Here is a 17,244-nt window from a genome sequence, read left to right on the forward strand (position 1 = left end):
CCCGGCGGAAAGTGGCTCGTCTGGCGGCCCGCAATTTCGGACGACAAAGTCAGCCGGCTTCAGGGATGCCGTCCAGACAAAGCCACTGATGCCGGCGTTGGGGCAAGTGCAGCATTTGCGGGGCTGGGAAACCCGGCTCTTCAAGGCAGCCAACAGACAGGGAAATCGCATCCTTGAGCCCCTGGGCGGTCATGAAGATGACGGACCCGCAAGTTGTACAAAAATGCTGTTCCAGCCATCCTCCGGATGGCCCGGTTCTACGCCAGGATTTGATTTCGCCTTTTTTGCTCACGATCGCCGCTTGCGGGTAAATCGCACGGTAAGAGAAGGCTGTGCCGGTGCAGCGCTGGCACTCGGTGCAGGCGCAGGCATAGACCCGCCTTGGTTCACCGGTACAGATGAGCTCTACCTTCCTGCAGGAGCAAGTCGCTCTGTGTATTGAACTAGACATTCGCATTTCTCCGTGGCCGCTGTAAGATTTACTGCTTGGACGCGCGCAATGCCATGTTATAAAATTGCTTCAGGTTTGAGAAGTACGCACCTTGCGGTAAGGGTCCAAAAACGGCCAGGAGTCCAACAATATGAGAAGCACGGCACCGGATGATTGCGGGTTTGCTACGGCGCTGCAGGCGATTGGCGGGAAGTGGAAAACGTCGTTGCTGTGGCCTTTGCATTTGCGCCCGCATCGCTTCGCCGAACTGCGGCGGTTGCTGCCCGGAATCAGCGAGAAAGTCCTCGCACAGCAATTGCGGCAGATGCAAGCTGACGGTTTGATCAGCCGACATGACTATGGGGAAGTGCCACCACGAGTCGAATACTCGATTACGCCTCTTGGGGCCAGCCTGAACGATGCCGTAACGGCAATGTCGAACTGGGGCAAACAGCATGAGCGCTGGAAAGCGCAACAATCAATTTTATTGTAGCTACCTGGATTACACACTTATGGACTACCTATCGCAATTGCTCACTCTCTCTGGCATCATTCTGCTGGCATGCGCTAGCCTGGGCCTGATTTTGTCGCGGTAACTTCGCATGCCTTGAGTAACCGGCGTTCGGGCGTTTTCGTTGGTTTAGGCATCGCCAGTGCGGTGGTTGTTTGGGCAACGTTGGCCATTCTTGGATTTGGCCTGCTCATCAAAGAGTTATTCTGGCTGTACGAAGCTATCCGCATGGCAGGGGCCATATATCTGGTCTACCTGGGCAGTCGTATGCTGATTGGTGTTTTCAAAGGGAAGTATGACCAACAGAACCTGGCGGGCGTGTCCACGCAGGGAGCGGGGCAGTCATGGCGCATCGGTTTCCTTGTTGGCATTACCAACCCCAAAACGGCTACCTTTTTTGCTACCTTGTTCGTGACCTTGCTGCCTGTTGGTGCGCCGCCTCTGATCTATATTGCTGTTGTTGCGCTGGTGGGCAGCATTACCAGCCTGTGGCTTTGCCTGTTGGCGTCCGTATTCTCAATCGGCCGCGTCCGATCCATTTACGCCGGCATCCGTCGTCCCGTCGATGCCCTGATGGGCGCCGCCCTGGTTGGTCTGGGCGTGAGAATGGCAACAAGCCGCTGATGGTGTTTGCCTGCGGATTCTTAAACCTGGATCCGGGGCGCTGGAGCGATGGCTGTCGCGCCCGGGGGAAGCGCTTTTCGAGGCTGCGCTGAATGCCCCCAGGGCTGACATTGCGTTGCGTTCACTGAGCTTCCTGTTGCAAGACCAATGGCTGGCCTCGTTGCTTGCAGTGCATGCATTTCATCACGGTTGAAAAAATATACAGACAATGCATCACTTTTGGAAAAGTGGCGCCAGCAACTGCGACCGATGTTGTCCATGGCTCATTTTTTCAGTGGAGCCCAAATAACACGGATCGCTTTGAGCGCGGCTACGATGGTCGTAGCGCCCACACAGTTGCTTTCAAGAAGCGTTCTGTCATTCCTCCGTCAAATTTTGCTTCTATTGCGGATCGATAGAACAAATAGTTGAAGAAACGGGCGTTTTCCTGCTCTAAGGATAATGTTCTGCTATTTTCTTACGAGAGGACAAGCGCTATCACTGATAGGCTGGAAGGCCTCATCGGCAGGGACTGTTGCGAGCAATTTGTAATAGTCCCATGCGCGTTGAGAATCCTCTGGTTTTTTAACTTCGACCAGATACATGTCATGCATGACCTGACCATCTTCTCGAACACGTCCATTCTCGATATTCATATCGTTAACAGGGAGCTCTCGCATCTTGGCTGCGACTGCAACTGCTTCGTCTGTTTTGGCGCCTCCACCGCCTTTAAGTAGTGCAGTACTGAAGAGTAGACACCCGCCTGCGTCATTGTTGGCATCGCCTTTTGGTGCTTGAAAAACGTTTCCGACCAAGTGCGGGACTTTGGCGTGCGATCCCAATAGAACGCGCTCATGAACTGGAGTCCTTGAGCGGCTTGTAGTCCCATGCTATGTACGTCAGTGATGAATACACTGGGTGCGGCAAGGCTCTGTTTCGGCGTGATGCCGAACTCAGCCGCCTGCTTTACCATCGATGTCATATCGCTGCCGGCAGCCGCAGCAACGATCAATTTCGCATTGGAGACTTGTGCTTGCAAGAGATAGGAGCTCAGGTCGAACGAGTTTAAAGGAAAACGCAATTCTCCTAGCACCTTGCCACCGTTTTCGCTAGTGGCTTTGCGCACGTCATTGGCAAAAGCATGACCAAATGCATAGTCCACCGTTAGCAAGTAAACGGAATTGAGGCCCCGGCGGTTCATCAGGCGTGCCAGGCCGTAACCGTTGCTATAGCTATTGTAGACCCATTGAGTGGAAAATGGACTGCAGGCTTTTCCGGTAAAATCCGAAGACCCTGCCGCAATCAGTGTGATTTTTTTTCGTTCATTGGCCAACGCTTGCACGGCAAAACCGACACTTGAGTTTGAAAAATCGGCAATAGCATCTACTCCTTCCCGATCGAACCAGGCACGTGCGATACCTGCCCCTATATCTGCCTTGTTCCTGTGATCCGCCCAAACAAGCTCAATTTTCTTGCCAAGAATATTTCCCCCAAACTCCTCTATTGCAAGGCGAGCTGCTTGCACGGATCCTGTGCCGGACAAATCTGCATACAGTCCTGATTGGTCGTTCAGGATGCCGATTTTTACGACATCTCCAGACACTTGCGCACTAGCGGGAATCATAACTAAAACAAGTGTTAGGCTGGCAATTACAGTTGTGATTTTTCGAGTAAATTGGTATGAATTAAAATTCATGTTCGCTCCTTTGGCTATAGAAAAGTAACGGCAGGTATTGATTCGAAGCATTCTTCATGGATACTCAATTGAATCTGCCTCTCTACACAAGTAGATAAGATAAGAAGATTACTTTCGATCAATTATTCTTGTGACACGCCATCACGAGGGTGCATGGTCCGTCTCTGCCCTATCCGGCTTATCAGCACTGATTGGTAAAAAATGAAAACTAATAAAAATTATCGCAATGGCTCACACGGGCTTAGCCCATTGTGGTCATCTTATTGTTGTCGTTTGAGAGGCAGTAAGGGCTATCGCGATAACTGCCTCTTGAATACTAGAGGTCAATACGTTCTGACTCGACCGTTTTTCGTTTCGCCATATTGAAACGTTTGTCATAAATTACTTTTCCACCAGTGGTAGGGCCGGGGTACTGGACTATGAACATCAGTCCGCCAGATTCGGTGTGTAATTCTGGTTCACAGTGTGGATCCCCATGCTGTAGTACGGTGCCGGGACCGCATTTAACGCCGCCAATGGTAAATTCGCCTTCCAGGATATACCAAACCTGAGCGAAGTCGTGACGATGCCAGGGATGATATGCGCCCGGTTCAAGACGGAGTAAACCGGCGTTAGGCAAAGTAGGATCTTCTTCGGTCGGATGACTGAGCATTTTTCCGGTTTCGCCCGGCCAGCGAATAGTCTCCCATTCAATATCATCAATATGCATAATTCGTGGCGGCGGATCGTCTGTAGCACGACTATCCTGTGTATGGTTTTGTTTATCCTCGGTCATATTGGCCTCCAATATAGTTGGAAATTACGGTTATCACTGCACTAGGTTGATGTAAAAGTCGTCCCTTGCTTTCGATGTTGCCATTTTTTTCCTACAAAATGGCTCTTTTGCCAGCGGTACTGAGCTTTAAACATCAAAGGATTGCACGGTTAAATTGCGAGCTTTTGAGCAGCGCGCTATAGGCAGCAGATGAAAAGCAGGCTGAAAAATCCGGTCTGCATTTGCAATTAAGACATTTAGCTCGCGCAACTGCAAAAAAAATTCTTAAACTCTAATATTATTTCAATTGTGATTACGGAATTACACTTCTGTTTCTCCCTGATCCCAGTCCGACATAGTGTCTAAAATGCTGCCTCAAGCATTCCCATGTAATCTTCTCTGGTCGCTTCCCGCGGATTGGTTTTATGGCTGTGGTCGGCAAGCGCGCCATTGATAATGTTGGGAAACAATTCTCGCGTCACCCCAAGTTGCGCCAAGGTTGTAGGCAAGCCAAGCCGTTTGGTCAAATTCAGAACCTCACTGGCCACCGAGCTTGCGCTTGCCAGTCCTATTGCTGCGGCTATTCGATCCAGTTTCCTTTCCTGCACCATTGTTGTCGCGGGTGTATTGAATTGGATAACTGAAGGCAAAAAGATAGCGTTCAGTGTCCCGTGGTGCAGTTGCGGATTGATACCGCCAAGAGAGTGACTAAGACTATGGACACAGCCCAGGCCTTTTTGAAACGCCAGTGCACCCTGCATGCTTGCGCTCATCATGTTCAGACGCGCGTCCCGATCTTCAGGGTTGCTGGTTGCTTGTTCGATATGGCTCCACGCTCTGTTTAATCCGTCCAGTGCAATACCGTCAGCAGGCGGATTAAATAGCGGAGACATAAACGTCTCAAGGCAGTGTGCAATGGCATCCATGCCGGTGGCAGCCGTCAGTTGTACTGGCAGCTTCACTGTTAGTTCCGGGTCGCAGATTGCCGTCTTGGGAACAATGAAAGGCGAAATAATCCCCACTTTTCTGCCATCGTCCAGAATCAGAATCGCACCTCTGCCCACTTCGCTGCCCGTGCCCGCCGTGGTTGGAATGGCGATTACAGGGGCTGTGGCCGATGTGATTTTGCTAAGCCCGCCTTCAATAACGGCAAAGGTCTTAAGTGGCCCTTCGTGCGTTGCGCATACTGCAACGCCCTTGGCCAGGTCGATTGAAGATCCGCCGCCTATCGCTATGATCCCATCGCATTCATTTTCTATATAAATCGCAACAGCCTTGCGCACGGCTTTTTCATTCGGATTGGAAGGGGTCTCGTCGAAAACAGGTATCTTGTCTGCATGACCCAAAAAGCGCATAGCGACCTCCAGCAGGCCAGCAGATCGGATGCCCTGGTCTGTGACAACCATCGGGCGCCTGATCCCGATGCGATCGCATTCCGCTTGTAATAAACGCACAGCGCCGAAGTCAAACTGGATATGAGTGAGATATTGTATGAGTGCCATCTGAATTAATAAAAAGTTATAATGAAAATCAATATGGACAGTGTGCTTGTGTGACCATGTCCCCGTTTGTTCATTGTTTTATGTAGGTTTTTTGGCCATTGTATGTGTGATGTTGATATGCGATGTATTGAAAATTATTCATACAAATATAACTTTTAGCTAACCCATGACGCCTACTTTGTCCTCTATTGCATCCAGGCTGCATATCAGGCATCTTCGCTTGTTGATCGCCATTTCCGAACATGGCTCTTTGCTGGGGGCGGCAAATGAGGTGGCAATCAGCCAGCCAGGCGCGAGCAAGGCGCTACATGAAATTGAAACGACATTTGGGGCTGCGCTTTTCAATAGAACCAACCGTGGCCTGCAGGCCAATGATCTGGGCTTATGCGTATTGAAGTACGCCCGTATGATCTATACCGACCTTGGTCATTTGCGAAACGAACTGGATGCAATTCAGAAAGGGGACGGCGGCAGGGTAGCTGTTGGCTGCATCATGGGCGCAATACCGTTACTTACCGATGCCGTTGCCGATCTCATGCAAACGCATCCAGGCATGTCAGTGGAGATTGTTGAGGACACCAGCGCCGAACTGCTGAGCCTCATCGACGCCGGCCGGCTTGATATGGCGATATGTCGCACGTCGGTCAGCAAAACGCCGGACATTTATGAGAGCGAGCATCTGCAGTCTGAAGAATTAAGTGTCATTGCCAATTGTGATAATCCGTTTGCGCGTAGTGATCGCTTGACGCTTGAAGAACTGGCGCAATGTAAATGGATTGTGTACCGTGCCAATATGCCCATGAGACTCTTGCTTGAGCGTGAGTTTTACAATGCCGGGATTCGATTTCCTGCGAATTTGCTGGAAACAACTTCCCCATTTGCAACTTTAGCTTTATTGATGAGAAATCCGTCTTTTGTCGCGCTGGCTTCCACAGATGTCGCTTCGTTCTTTGCGCGCAATAATCTGGTCAGGGTACTGCCGTTTGAGTTCACGTTACGCAGTGAACCATATGAGCTGGCTTATCGACGGGGCGCGCTGTTGTCTATTGGTGCCAAGTTAATGAGAAATTGTCTGCTGCCTCAATAATCACGCGCTTTCGTACGTTTGACAAGCATACCATCGGGTTTGGCTAGCCAAGGGACGCGGGCTTTGGCGTCTGTTCGAAACACGCGATCAGCAATTCGGTCAGGACCCGTACCTTTCTTTCCGGATGTCGACCTGGCGGGCGGATGACATATGCTGCCGCAGGTGGGGGCGGATAACGTGTCATGACCGGCACCAGCGCGCCGCTGGCCACGTGTTCACGGGTGACGGCATCTGGGATCCAGGCAATTCCCAGTCCCGCCAGTGCAGCGGCGGCCAATGCGGTGGCATTGTCTGCCTTGAAGCGCCCTTGCGGACGAGTCGTGATGATTTTGTCGCCATCCAGAAACTGCCAGGCTTCCGTGCCTTGCATAAGACCCTGATGGCTGGCCAGGTCATCAGGCGTTTCAGGGGAGCCGTAGGCTTGGATATAGTCCGGGCTCGCCACCAGCTTCCCATAGATTGATCCGATGCGTCTTGCGATCAGCTCGGAGTCCTGAAGGTAACCAATTCGAATCGCGCAATCAAAACCCTCTGATATGAGATCGACAAAGCGATCACTATAGGATGCATGCACGTGAAGCTGGGGATGTAGTTGCGCCATGCGTGCAAGTACGGGAGCAAGGTGCGTGGAGCCGAAAGAGATGGGCACTGCCACACGCAAGCGGCCGCATAGCTCGCCGGCAGGCAGGATCGTTTCCCGGGCTACGTCGATCTCGGCACAGGCTCTGGCGGCATAGTCCCGGAAGGTGGCACCGGCTTCGGTGAGCGCCGCGCCGCGGGTAGTTCGCGCTAGAAGCAGTACGCCCAGTTCCTCCTCAAGCCGCAAGAGCCGCCGGCTGACAATTGACTTGGACACACCGAGCCGGCGCGCAGCGGGCGAAACGCCCCCGGCATCAGCAACTTCAACGAATGTTCGCAGCTCTTGGATGTCCACTTTTGCGTTCCTCATTTTGCGACACAGCGTCGTATAAAGCAAGACTACCGTATCTGCCGCAGGAATGCCAGAATTTGCCCAGGTAGCGTCACAGCCGGCGCATGCCTTCTCACCCATTCCAATTCATACTCAAGGATAGATTCATGACATTTCGTAATGGCCTTGCCTCTTTGCTTCGTCCCGAAGATTCCGTGCTTGTTCTGATCGACCACCAACCTTATCAGCTCACAAACCTGAATAGCCACGATCCGCACATGGTCGTTAATAATGCGACGGCGCTGGCAAAAACGGCCAAAGCCTTCGGCGTTCCCACCATACTAACGAGCGTGATTGCTGATCGCGGCGGGCTCATTTTTCCGCAAATCACAGATGTGTTTCCTGGTCAGGCAGTGATTGACCGTACGTTCATCAACACCTGGGAGGACAAAAAAGTGGTCGACGCCGTGACGGCGACCGGCCGCAAGCAACTGATCATTGCCGGTCTGTGGACCGAAATCTGCGTGGCGATGCCGGCTATCCAGGCGGCTGGTGAAGGCTGGGATGTCACGGTCGTGACCGACGCTTCCGGCGGCGTTTCAGTGGAGGCGCATGAGGTAGCGATCCAGCGCATGATCGCAGGCGGCGTGAACATGATGACCTGGCTGGCAGTGGCCTCCGAATGGCAGCGCGACTGGGCTCGCACCGAGCACGCCGCTGAACTGACCGAGGTGCTGGTTCAGCATGTTGCCGGTAGCGGCATTGCATTTTTGTGGGAGCAACAATTGCTGAACACGCCTGTGCCGAAGGTAGCGGGTTGATGTAAATTGCTATCTGCCTATCCCGCGTTCTTGCGCGCGCGATGGGCAGCGGCTTTCATTCTGTTGCCACACGCGGCCATGCTGCACCAGCGCCGCCGATGCGACTTGGTCAAGTCGTGGAAAAACAATGTGCAGTCATGCGCCTCGCATTCCCGTACAAGTTGCAGATCTTCATTCGAGAGCAAGTGCACGAGCGCTTGTGCAACAGGTTCAAGCAAGCTGGCTGCATTCATGCTCTGACGTCGCTTGACGATCCTGAATGTGTTGCTGGCTTTGTCCCACTCGAGTTCGTTTGTTGGGCGGCCCGCTTCCAATACCTGGTTGATGACGGCGGGATCGGCCGAGCTTCCTGTTTTAGCGGCGAGGATCACCGTTTTGGCATTGTCCCTGAGCGCGAGAGCGAGCTGCAGCAGACCGGGGGGTGCACTGTTGCTGCCGTCGGGCAGTAGCCCGGCAAGCCTGAGCCATTCGATCACGCTGTGATCGTCCTCAAAGCAATCGCAGTGCCGGGGTCCCACGCCGTACTCGGTGTTGATAAAGTCGAGCGCAAGATTATTGGCTATAAACAAGGGTGTTCCGCTAGTGACAGAAGACATGATACGAGTAACCGGTAATTTATATGTTGACAGGATACTCTAATCGCTGATAACCTTCAATAATCATTTTTACAGGTTACTAAAGGGTCGGTCATGATATCCACCAAATCAATTGCAGCGTCGGCCGGAGTAGCCGCCGCTTTGCTCACAGGACAAGCGCAGGCCGCAGACGAGCGTGTTTCGGCAAACCAACGGGTTCATTACCGCTACGAGCAGGTTGGCGATGTAAGGGTTTTTTACCGCGAAGCTGGTGATCCTGCTGCGCCGGCCATCCTGCTGCTGCATGGTTTCGCGGCCTCATCGTATATGTGGCGCGACCTTATTCCTGCGCTGGCAGACCGGTACCACGTTATCGCGCCAGACTTGCCCGGGTTTGGTTTCACCGAATCTCCTGAGCGTGGCAAGTATGAATATTCATTTGCCAATATCACAAAAACGATTGAGCAGTTCACCACGCAGCTCAAGCTTGACCGCTACTCCCTGGCGGTTCACGACTATGGTGCGCCTGTGGGCTGGCGTCTGGCACTGGCGCATCCCGCCCGTGTGACTGCGATTATTTCGCAAAATGGAAATGCCTATGAAGAGGGTCTGGCCAAGGGCTGGGAGCCGATCCGGAAGTATTGGCAAGCGCTACCCAGGAAAACCGTAAGGCGCTGGCCGATTTTCCGACGCCGGCCTCAATCAAGTGGCAATATGTGGAGGGGGTAAGCGATGTCAGCCTCCTGGCGCCGGACGGCTATACGCTCGAAGGCACATTCATTTCTCGCCCTGGTATGGCAGACATACAGCTGGACCTGCTGTTGAACTATGCATCCAACGTAGAGAAATATCCCGAGCTCCAGGCCTACTTTCGCCAATATCAACCAGCGTTGCTGGCGGTCTGGGGAAAGAACGACCCGTTTTTCCTGCCGGCCGGCGCCCTGGCATGGAAGCGCGATATCCCTGAAGCGGACATTCGTTTCTATGATACCGGTCATTTTGCCCTGGAAACCCATGGCAAAGAAATCATCCCCGTCATCCGTGCATTTCTGGACAAAAATGTGAAGTGACGGAGAGGATGGCAGGCGGATCCACAACGGGGCGGTGCTGCCGTGATCCGCAGCGAGATGCGGATCACTTTTGCCACAGCCCTTTCCTTTTAACGCAACCAGCTAGACGGCCGTCACCTCCAGGCCGCGTTGCACTGCCGGGCGTGCAAGGCCACGGTCAAGCCACGCTTGCACATGCGCAAAACGGTCGAAGCCGACGAGCTCGCGCGCCTCGTAAAAGCCGATCAGATTGCGCACCCAGCCGAGCAGCGAAATATCGGCAATGCTGTAGTCGGCACCCATCACCCAGTCGCGGCCAGACAGCCTTTGGTCCAGCACGCCGAGCAACCGCGCCGATTCGGTGACATAGCGTGTCAGCGGGCGTTTGTCCTCGTATTCTTTACCAGCAAATTTATGGAAAAAGCCCAGTTGGCCGAACATGGGCCCCACGCCGCCCATTTGCCACATCAGCCACTGAATTGTTTCGTAACGGGCGGCGGGATCAGCCGAGATAAATTGTCCTGTCTTGTCGGCAAGATAGAGCAGGATCGCACCTGATTCGAATAGTGCTAGCGGCTTGCCGTCAGGCCCGTTGGGATCATAGATCGCGGGAATCTTGCCATTGGGGTTAAGCGCAAGAAATGCAGGATCGTGGCTTTCGTTTGCCGAAATATCGATCCGGTGCGGCTCATAGGCCAGCCCCGTTTCTTCAAGCATGATGCCGACCTTCACGCCATTGGGTGTCGGAGTAGAAAAAAGTTGCAGTCGATCGGGGTGCTGCGCCGGCCAGCGCGTGAAAATGGGATGCTTGAGTGTCATTTATTCTCCAGGTTATTGTATTGATAATCACAGATGTCGAAGCGGTACAGGATCCAGCAGATGTGGCCAGAGACTCGATCAGGCTCGTGATATGGCAAACGATCTTGCCTTTGCAAGGCACCCGGTGCGTCATGCGTCAGACAATTGCTTGCGAGATAAAGGCCGGTCTTGGTAGTCGTTGGCCTTTTTTTAAAAGTGAGATGAACCTTAGCAGATTGCGATAGATCTTTGGACTTATCCGGGTGATCCACCCGAGTCAAACCAAATGCTGTCGTCGGCCAGAATGGCGGTTACAACAGCTTTGGCGCGACTGCGGGTATCGGGGCGTTCGGTCAGGCACATATGTTGTGTTTCTATATGAACCAGGTAATCTACGACTTGTTGCGCAGGCGCACCGTTTCTAAGTGCGTTTGCGGCAGAAACAAGGTAAGCATCATACTCGTCTGCAAAAGGCAGGTTTCTGTCCGAATACCATTGCTGCTTGCTTTCCGCTGTACCGAGCAGGCTGATTGGATCCCACAGCGTCCAGCCAATATCGCGCAGCTTGGACAAATCGATAGTCTGGTACGACGAGTCTGTATCTGATGGGTTCATACGCGTATATACCGGTTATGGCCTGGCTTTGAGTTTAAGCCGTACTCCCCTGGCCTGCAAATCGAATCTGCGGCTACGCGTATTTTTTTGCAGGATTACGGCCCGTGATAGAACTGCGTTGTTCAACGTATGTGAGCAGAATCAAGTGGCGGCTTCCTGGGTTATCCAGTCCATAAATGCACGAATCTCAGGTCTTTGGGAGGCACCGGGTCTGCTCACCATATAGTACGCAAATCGCGCTGGCCAGGGCCTATCCAGCACTTGCACCAGGCGTCCTGCTGCGATCTCTTCTTGCGCATATGTTTCTGGAACCAGGGCCAGGCCCTGGCCAGCCTCTGCTGCCCGGATAAGCAGAAAATCGTCCTCGAAAGCATTACCCCGTTGCATGCGGGCATCTTCGTTGACGCCGTGGGCACGTAACCAGAGTGGCCAGTCGGCACGATCGGAATCGTGTAGCAGAGGGTAGTGCAGGCAATCAGCCGGATCACTTAATGTCTGATGCGATGCGAGCAGGCCTGGCGAGGCTACCGGCACCAACACGGGCGCCATCAATGGCGTGACGTCCAGTCCTGGATAGTCTCCCAGCCCATGCCGCAAGGCGATATCTACGCGATCATGGCGCAAGTCTACCAAGGTGGAGCTGGCTTCAACACGAACTTCAATGTGGGGGTAGCGTTGTTTGAACCTGCCAAGCCGAGGCACCAGCCAGGATGCTGCAAAGCTTGCCACTGTGCTAATGACCAGCGTCTGACGGCTCTTGATTGTTTCCAGGGCATCCATCGCGCTGTCAATCTGTGAAAACGCATTGCCAAGCAGGGCATGAACACTGGCGCCGGCCTCTGTCAGGCGCATGCCCTGGCGTTCGCGTTCAAGTAATCTGACCCCGAGCCTGTCTTCCAATAAACCGATCTGCTGGCTGACAGCGCCGGGTGTGACATGCAGTGCGACGGCCGCTGCTTTAATGCTGCCGCGCCGGCCGACTTCAACGAAGGCACGCAGTGCTTTGAGGGGAGGGGTGTTAGTCAAAATTAGTTTTTCTAAATATAAAAGGGAGATTTTATCGCTTTACCAGAGTGGATCTAAGAGAGAAACTGTTGGTAGTTTAATCAGTTTTTATATCATTAGTAAATCTAAATAAAGGGATAGCATGTTGCATCTTTATACCGACAGTTCACCCAACGGCTTTAAGGCGACAATCGCGCTTGAGGAAATGTCGCTGCCATATCGCCTGCATCACGTGCGAATCGAGACCGGTGATAACAGAAAGCCGGATTTTCTTGCGCTCAATCCGCATGGCCGGATTCCTGTTCTTGTTGACGATGAGACCCAGGTCGTGCTGTTTGAATCGGCAGCTATTCTTCTATATCTGGCCGAACAAACCGGACAGTTACTTCCCGCTGATATCCAAGGGCGTTGGGAAACCATCAAGTGGCTGCAGTTTCATGCATCCAGCGTGGGACCGATCATTGGTCAGCGCGTACATTTCGAGCTGGCCGAAACAGTGCCCAATCCAGCCGCGATTGAGCACTACCGGCGCCTGACGGAGCGTGCTTTTGCCGTTCTTGATCGCCAGCTCGCACAGAACCGCTATCTGGCGGGCAATACCTATTCCATTGCGGATATCGCAAATTTCGGCTGGACACATATTGCACGCATCATTCATTTCGATTTTAGCCATCACCTTCACCTGAGTGGCTGGCATGAACGCGTGGCGGATCGGCCTGCCGTGCGCAGAGGCACCACCCTGCCTGCGCCGGCAACTGGCGCCTGACGAACGTGGAGAATGGCGATGAATACCACTGCATTGATTCAACATGCCTTCGGGGCACCTTATTCAGCGTTCTACGCACATCCCGGCTATCGACGGATGTTCGCACCGGATCGCCTGACCCTTGGCATTTTCCTACCGATCCGATTCTATGAGGGAGACATAAGCGTTTTTGCCGGTCAAACGGATTTGGTCACGCAGATTGACCGATGGAATTTTGCCGCGATATGGGTACGTGACGTGCCCTTATTCGACCCGTCTTTCGGGGATGCCGCGCAGGTGCTCGATCCCTTTACCTATCTGGCGTTTCTGGCCGCGCGCACGGAAAACGTCGCATTAGCCACCGGCAGCACGATCTTTTCATTGCGACACCCTATTGATCTGGCCAAGGCCTCTGCGACGATCGACCAGTTGTCCGGCGGTCGCCTGGTGCTGGGCATAGCCTCGGGTGATCGGCCTATCGAGTTTCCCGCTTATGGCCTGGCACACGATCAGCGTGCAGAACGTTTTGCGCAGGCGGTAACGTACTTTCGCCAGCTCATGCGGCCAGGATATCTGGAGATTGATTCTCCATTGGGTCGTTTCAGTCAGGCAGAGTTTTTGCCTAAACCGGTATCCGGCATGATTCCCTTGATTGTGACTGGTTCGTCTGGACAATCACTTTCTTGGATCGCCGAACATGCCGATGGGTGGCTGACCTACCCGAATGCCACCCATACGCCCAGCGGACCGTTGCGGCTGGCCGAGAAAATACGCGCGTGGCGCGACCTGATTCCCGATGTGGGATTCAGGCCGCATATGACCAATGAATGGCTGGATCTGAGCGATGACCCTAATTACCCACGCACGCCGTTACGTGGTGGATTCATATTGCGCACAGGACGAAAGGGCTTGGTTTCGCTGCTGCAGGAGTGGCAGGCGGCAGGGGTTAATCACGCCGCACTGGGCATTCAATTCTCCCGGAGGCCGCCGGCGGAGGTGGTCCAGGAGCTGGCAGAAGAAGTGCTCCCATTCTTTGCCTCGCACCAGGGACCGTCGCCTGCTTTGTCTGCTTGGTAAGCGTACGAGCCGCCTGTCAGGCCCGCGGGATGGGCTGCAGTATGTAACAGCCATCGCGTTTTGCTGGGCGGACCGTCTCAGGTATGCTCATTGCCCTCGGTTCTGGTATCTACGTATTCTGCGCAAGATGGGCTAAGGACAGTGTCCCGGCCAGTGTGTGTCTGCAGCAGTGGCGACAGCCCATTTTCGACCCTCTGCTGCTACAATTGCTCCTTCCTTTCGCCGTTTCCGCCGTCTTGCCATCAGGCAAGCTGCCCGTCCGGCTCATCGCCCCGTCATCCTTGATCTCATCCCGGTCAGTCTCGGCTGGGGTTTTTGTTCCCGAAAATGAAGACCTACCCTCAATGATTATTCTCAAGAACGTGACCTTGCGTCGCGGCAGCAAAGTATTGCTCGACAAAACCTCCGTCACACTCAATCCCGGGGAAAAGGTGGGTCTGGTCGGCCGCAACGGCGCGGGCAAGTCTTCATTATTCGCGGTGCTCAATGGCACGCTGCACGAGGATGGCGGCGAGTTTTCCATCCCATCGCAGTGGCGTATGTCACAAGTGGCGCAGGACATGCCGGAAACCGAGCAGAGCGCAACGGACTTTGTGGTGGAGGGTGACACGATCCTGCTAGCCGCGCAAAACGAAGTTACGGCATCCGAGGCCAGTGATGACGGCATGCGCATGGCGCACGCGTATATGGCCTTGCACGACGCCGGCGCTCACGATGCCGCTGCCCGTGCGCAGGCCCTTATTCTGGGACTGGGCTTTAGCGTGGCTGAACTTGACCGACCGGTAAACAGCTTTTCGGGTGGCTGGCGCATGCGCCTGCAGCTGGCTCGCGCACTTATGTGCCCGTCGGACCTGCTGTTGCTTGATGAACCGACCAATCACCTGGATCTGGACGCCTGGTGTGGCTGGAAGCGTGGCTCAAAAACTATGCAGGCACCATGGTTGTAATCAGCCATGACCGCGAGTTTCTGGATGCGATCACCAACGTGACGCTGCATATCGACAATGGCACACTGGTGCGCTACGGTGGCAATTACAGCAAGTTTGAAGACATGCGTGCCGAACAAATGTTGCTGCAACAGGCAGCGCACGCCAAGCAACAGGAAAAGGTTGCGCATCTGCAAAAATTCATTGACCGCTTCAAGGCAAAAGCCAGCAAAGCCAAGCAGGCGCAAAGCCGCGTCAAGGCACTTGAGCGCATGGAAAAAATTGCACCTGTATTGGCTGACGCCGAGTTTCAGTTCGAGTTTAAAGAACCGCTTAGCATGCCCAACCCCATGCTGGCAATGACCGATGGCAGCTTTGGCTACCCTGTGCCGGAAGACGCACCGGCCGGTGCAGCGCCTACGGTCATCGTGCAGAATGTTAATCGTACTGTTCTGGCCGGGCAGCGTATCGGCATTCTTGGCGCCAATGGACAAGGCAAGTCTACGCTGGTTAAAACCATAGCCGGTGCCTTGGCGCCGATCGCCGGCGAAATCATCCCGGGCAAAGGCCTGAATATCGGCTATTTTTCGCAGCAGGAACTGGATGTCCTGCGACCGGCCGAGACCCCGCTTGAACACATGATACGCCTGGTGCGCGACACGCCGGCCAGCATGCGCCCCAGCGCCATGGATTGTCGTGAACAGGGGCTGCGCAATTTTCTGGGCACCTTTAATTTTAGTGGTGATATGGTCAAGCAGTCTGTCGGCAGCATGAGCGGCGGGGAGAAAGCGCGCCTGGTGTTGTGCATGATCGTCTGGCAGCGTCCCAATTTTCTGCTGCTGGATGAACCGACCAACCACCTGGATCTGGCCACACGCGAAGCCCTGAGCGTCGCGCTGAACGAATTCGAAGGTTCGGCGATGCTGGTCAGCCACGACCGCGCGTTGTTGCGTTCGGTCTGCGATGAATTCTGGCTGGTGTCGCGCGGCGGCATGACAGATTTTGACGGCGACCTGGACGATTACCAGGTATATCTACTGGAAGAGGCCAAGCGTCAGCGGGAAGCGGCGAGCGGCAGAAAGGTTGCTTGAGCGATAAGGTGAGGGGGCGGTTGTTGTGCCGTTGGTGCAGTTGGAACGGAGATTGAGTCGTTAGCTGGCGATAACGAGCGTTGCAATATAGGGCAGCTCGCTCATTCTCCATTTGCGGATGCAGTGACTGGCCAGGATAAGGGAAGATCATATAAAATATAAAATCTGATTTCCTGACAAGTGGTGAGTTTTGATGAATGCTCCAAAGATAGGCCTCGAACGCCAGAATCTGACTGCTCGCATAAGTGGGCAACTAGCGGAAGAGTTGATGGCCGGAGATTTTATGCCTGGGCAACCACTGGTCTTAAGAGAGGTTGCAGAGAGATTTGGAGTCAGCCAGACTCCGGTTCGCGAAGCGCTATTGCAATTAGTCTCCGAAGGTGCTTTAGCGATGTCTCCAAGCAAATCAATCTTTGTGCCTGAAGTCTCGAGAGCATTGGTCAACGAGCTTAGGGAGCTACGGATTCTACTGGAATGTTATGCCGCACGTAGCGCTAGCCAACGCATCACTCCTGCAATGATTACCAAATTGAAGCAGATCCATGGCCGCATGAGGACTGCAATGCAGGAGCGAAAAACTCGGGAAATACTCGTGCTCAACAAGCAATTTCATATGACGTTGTACACGCAGGCTGATATGCCGACGACCGTGGTGATGATCCGTCAGCTCTGGATGCGCATGTCACCTTACTTGAATTATCTTTACAAACCCAATTTCCCAGATCCCAACCTGGTGAAAGACGGACATCCGCATGAGGTGGTCATCGAGGGGCTGGAGAAAGCAGACCCTGATCTTGTGCAGAAGGGCGTAGAGCAAGATTTGCGCTACTTGCAACAGCATTTGGCTGATAACTTGGATGCCATTTTTCCTTCCGACATGTAGAAAATGAAGCAACGGCTGGTAGTCAGGCGCCGACGTCCGAGTTACGCCTGTGGTAATGCCGTGCCACAGCAGATGGCCACCTGCCAACATAATTTTAAAGCTTCCTCCTCTGGCAACCAGGCCAGTGGACCCGTAGAAGACATTTGACGCTATCGTCTACGAATTC

General features: G+C 53.7%; 15 protein-coding genes and 3 pseudogenes. 9 read left to right on the forward strand and 9 right to left on the reverse strand.

What is annotated here, in order from left to right; all coding sequences use genetic code 11:
* Window positions 1–49 precede the first annotated feature (49 nt).
* Window positions 50–457 (reverse strand): GFA family protein, encoded by a 408-nt coding sequence (locus tag TKWG_RS22110; RefSeq protein WP_148274433.1) that lies wholly within the window; start codon window positions 455–457, stop codon window positions 50–52.
* Between the two features lie 124 nt (window positions 458–581).
* On the opposite strand from TKWG_RS22110, the gene TKWG_RS00070 reads away from it, so the two are divergent.
* Both TKWG_RS00070 and TKWG_RS00075 read left to right on the forward strand, forming a co-directional pair.
* The gene (locus tag TKWG_RS00070) at window positions 582–923 is read left to right on the forward strand and encodes a winged helix-turn-helix transcriptional regulator (protein ID WP_014748842.1); all 342 of its coding nucleotides are present in this window, start codon (window positions 582–584) and stop codon (window positions 921–923) included.
* 114 nt (window positions 924–1,037) lie between these two features.
* Window positions 1,038–1,565 (forward strand): LysE family translocator, encoded by a 528-nt coding sequence (locus TKWG_RS00075; protein WP_081489175.1) that lies wholly within the window; start codon window positions 1,038–1,040, stop codon window positions 1,563–1,565.
* Between the two features lie 449 nt (window positions 1,566–2,014).
* Here TKWG_RS00075 and TKWG_RS00080 read toward each other — a convergent pair.
* From TKWG_RS00080 to TKWG_RS00090, 3 genes and pseudogenes are all read right to left on the reverse strand, one after another.
* A pseudogene (locus tag TKWG_RS00080) lies at window positions 2,015–3,291 on the reverse strand (ABC transporter substrate-binding protein).
* 265 nt (window positions 3,292–3,556) lie between these two features.
* On the reverse strand, window positions 3,557–4,015 hold the full coding sequence (locus tag TKWG_RS00085; protein WP_014748844.1) for a cupin domain-containing protein: 459 nt from the start codon (window positions 4,013–4,015) through the stop codon (window positions 3,557–3,559).
* A 341-nt stretch (window positions 4,016–4,356) separates the two neighbouring features.
* Window positions 4,357–5,496 (reverse strand): iron-containing alcohol dehydrogenase, encoded by a 1,140-nt coding sequence (locus TKWG_RS00090; protein ID WP_014748845.1) that lies wholly within the window; start codon window positions 5,494–5,496, stop codon window positions 4,357–4,359.
* Window positions 5,497–5,662: 166 nt separating this feature from the next.
* On the opposite strand from TKWG_RS00090, the gene TKWG_RS00095 reads away from it, so the two are divergent.
* Entirely contained in the window at window positions 5,663–6,583 is a 921-nt protein-coding gene (locus tag TKWG_RS00095) for a LysR family transcriptional regulator (RefSeq protein WP_041708789.1), read from the forward strand.
* 43 nt (window positions 6,584–6,626) lie between these two features.
* Here TKWG_RS00095 and TKWG_RS00100 read toward each other — a convergent pair whose 3' ends face one another.
* Entirely contained in the window at window positions 6,627–7,517 is an 891-nt protein-coding gene (locus TKWG_RS00100; protein ID WP_041709691.1) for a LysR family transcriptional regulator, read from the reverse strand.
* Between the two features lie 143 nt (window positions 7,518–7,660).
* Here TKWG_RS00100 and TKWG_RS00105 point away from each other — a divergent pair, with 143 nt between their 5' ends.
* A complete protein-coding gene (locus TKWG_RS00105) occupies window positions 7,661–8,314 on the forward strand; it encodes a hydrolase (RefSeq protein ID WP_014748848.1) in 654 nt (217 codons plus the stop codon).
* A gap of 17 nt (window positions 8,315–8,331) precedes the next feature.
* On the opposite strand, the gene TKWG_RS00110 is transcribed toward TKWG_RS00105, so the two are convergent.
* Window positions 8,332–8,910, reverse strand: coding sequence for a CGNR zinc finger domain-containing protein (locus TKWG_RS00110; RefSeq protein ID WP_041708791.1), 579 nt, complete (start codon window positions 8,908–8,910; stop codon window positions 8,332–8,334).
* Between the two features lie 93 nt (window positions 8,911–9,003).
* Here TKWG_RS00110 and TKWG_RS00115 point away from each other — a divergent pair.
* A pseudogene (locus tag TKWG_RS00115) lies at window positions 9,004–9,959 on the forward strand (alpha/beta fold hydrolase).
* Window positions 9,960–10,061: 102 nt separating this feature from the next.
* On the opposite strand, the gene TKWG_RS00120 reads toward TKWG_RS00115, so the two are convergent.
* The 3 genes from TKWG_RS00120 to gcvA form a co-directional block, all read right to left on the reverse strand.
* Window positions 10,062–10,757, reverse strand: coding sequence for a glutathione S-transferase N-terminal domain-containing protein (locus TKWG_RS00120; RefSeq protein ID WP_014748850.1), 696 nt, complete (start codon window positions 10,755–10,757; stop codon window positions 10,062–10,064).
* A gap of 234 nt (window positions 10,758–10,991) precedes the next feature.
* Entirely contained in the window at window positions 10,992–11,351 is a 360-nt protein-coding gene (locus TKWG_RS00125; protein ID WP_014748851.1) for a hypothetical protein, read from the reverse strand.
* A 141-nt stretch (window positions 11,352–11,492) separates the two neighbouring features.
* A complete protein-coding gene (gene gcvA / locus TKWG_RS00130; protein ID WP_014748852.1) occupies window positions 11,493–12,377 on the reverse strand; it encodes a transcriptional regulator GcvA in 885 nt (294 codons plus the stop codon).
* Window positions 12,378–12,498: 121 nt separating this feature from the next.
* On the opposite strand from gcvA, the gene TKWG_RS00135 reads away from it, so the two are divergent.
* From TKWG_RS00135 to TKWG_RS00150, 4 genes and pseudogenes are all read left to right on the forward strand, one after another.
* Window positions 12,499–13,122 carry a glutathione S-transferase family protein gene (locus TKWG_RS00135; protein WP_014748853.1) on the forward strand — a complete coding sequence of 208 codons (624 nt, stop codon included), beginning with the start codon at window positions 12,499–12,501 and terminating at the stop codon, window positions 13,120–13,122.
* Window positions 13,123–13,140: 18 nt separating this feature from the next.
* Window positions 13,141–14,178 carry an LLM class oxidoreductase gene (locus TKWG_RS00140; RefSeq protein WP_014748854.1) on the forward strand — a complete coding sequence of 346 codons (1,038 nt, stop codon included), beginning with the start codon at window positions 13,141–13,143 and terminating at the stop codon, window positions 14,176–14,178.
* Between the two features lie 344 nt (window positions 14,179–14,522).
* Window positions 14,523–16,195, forward strand: a pseudogene (locus TKWG_RS00145) (ABC-F family ATP-binding cassette domain-containing protein).
* Window positions 16,196–16,388: 193 nt separating this feature from the next.
* Window positions 16,389–17,078 carry a GntR family transcriptional regulator gene (locus tag TKWG_RS00150; protein WP_014748855.1) on the forward strand — a complete coding sequence of 230 codons (690 nt, stop codon included), beginning with the start codon at window positions 16,389–16,391 and terminating at the stop codon, window positions 17,076–17,078.
* Window positions 17,079–17,244: the final 166 nt, after the last annotated feature.

This window comes from Advenella kashmirensis WT001, from assembly GCF_000219915.2.
In the GTDB taxonomy this organism is placed as follows: Bacteria; Pseudomonadota; Gammaproteobacteria; order Burkholderiales; family Burkholderiaceae_B; genus Advenella; species Advenella kashmirensis.

Excerpts from the sequence above, each read along its gene's own strand:
- TKWG_RS00140 (WP_014748854.1), top strand. The coding sequence starts at position 13,141 with ATGAATACCACTGCATTGATTCAACATGCCTTCGGGGCACCTTATTCA.
- TKWG_RS00125 (WP_014748851.1), bottom strand. The coding sequence starts at position 11,351 with ATGAACCCATCAGATACAGACTCGTCGTACCAGACTATCGATTTGTCC.
- TKWG_RS22110 (WP_148274433.1), bottom strand. The coding sequence starts at position 457 with ATGCGAATGTCTAGTTCAATACACAGAGCGACTTGCTCCTGCAGGAAG.
- TKWG_RS00105 (WP_014748848.1), top strand. The coding sequence starts at position 7,661 with ATGACATTTCGTAATGGCCTTGCCTCTTTGCTTCGTCCCGAAGATTCC.
- TKWG_RS00120 (WP_014748850.1), bottom strand. The coding sequence starts at position 10,757 with ATGACACTCAAGCATCCCATTTTCACGCGCTGGCCGGCGCAGCACCCC.
- TKWG_RS00085 (WP_014748844.1), bottom strand. The coding sequence starts at position 4,015 with ATGACCGAGGATAAACAAAACCATACACAGGATAGTCGTGCTACAGAC.
- TKWG_RS00070 (WP_014748842.1), top strand. The coding sequence starts at position 582 with ATGAGAAGCACGGCACCGGATGATTGCGGGTTTGCTACGGCGCTGCAG.
- TKWG_RS00135 (WP_014748853.1), top strand. The coding sequence starts at position 12,499 with ATGTTGCATCTTTATACCGACAGTTCACCCAACGGCTTTAAGGCGACA.
- TKWG_RS00110 (WP_041708791.1), bottom strand. The coding sequence starts at position 8,910 with ATGTCTTCTGTCACTAGCGGAACACCCTTGTTTATAGCCAATAATCTT.
- TKWG_RS00150 (WP_014748855.1), top strand. The coding sequence starts at position 16,389 with ATGAATGCTCCAAAGATAGGCCTCGAACGCCAGAATCTGACTGCTCGC.
- TKWG_RS00090 (WP_014748845.1), bottom strand. The coding sequence starts at position 5,496 with ATGGCACTCATACAATATCTCACTCATATCCAGTTTGACTTCGGCGCT.
- TKWG_RS00095 (WP_041708789.1), top strand. The coding sequence starts at position 5,663 with ATGACGCCTACTTTGTCCTCTATTGCATCCAGGCTGCATATCAGGCAT.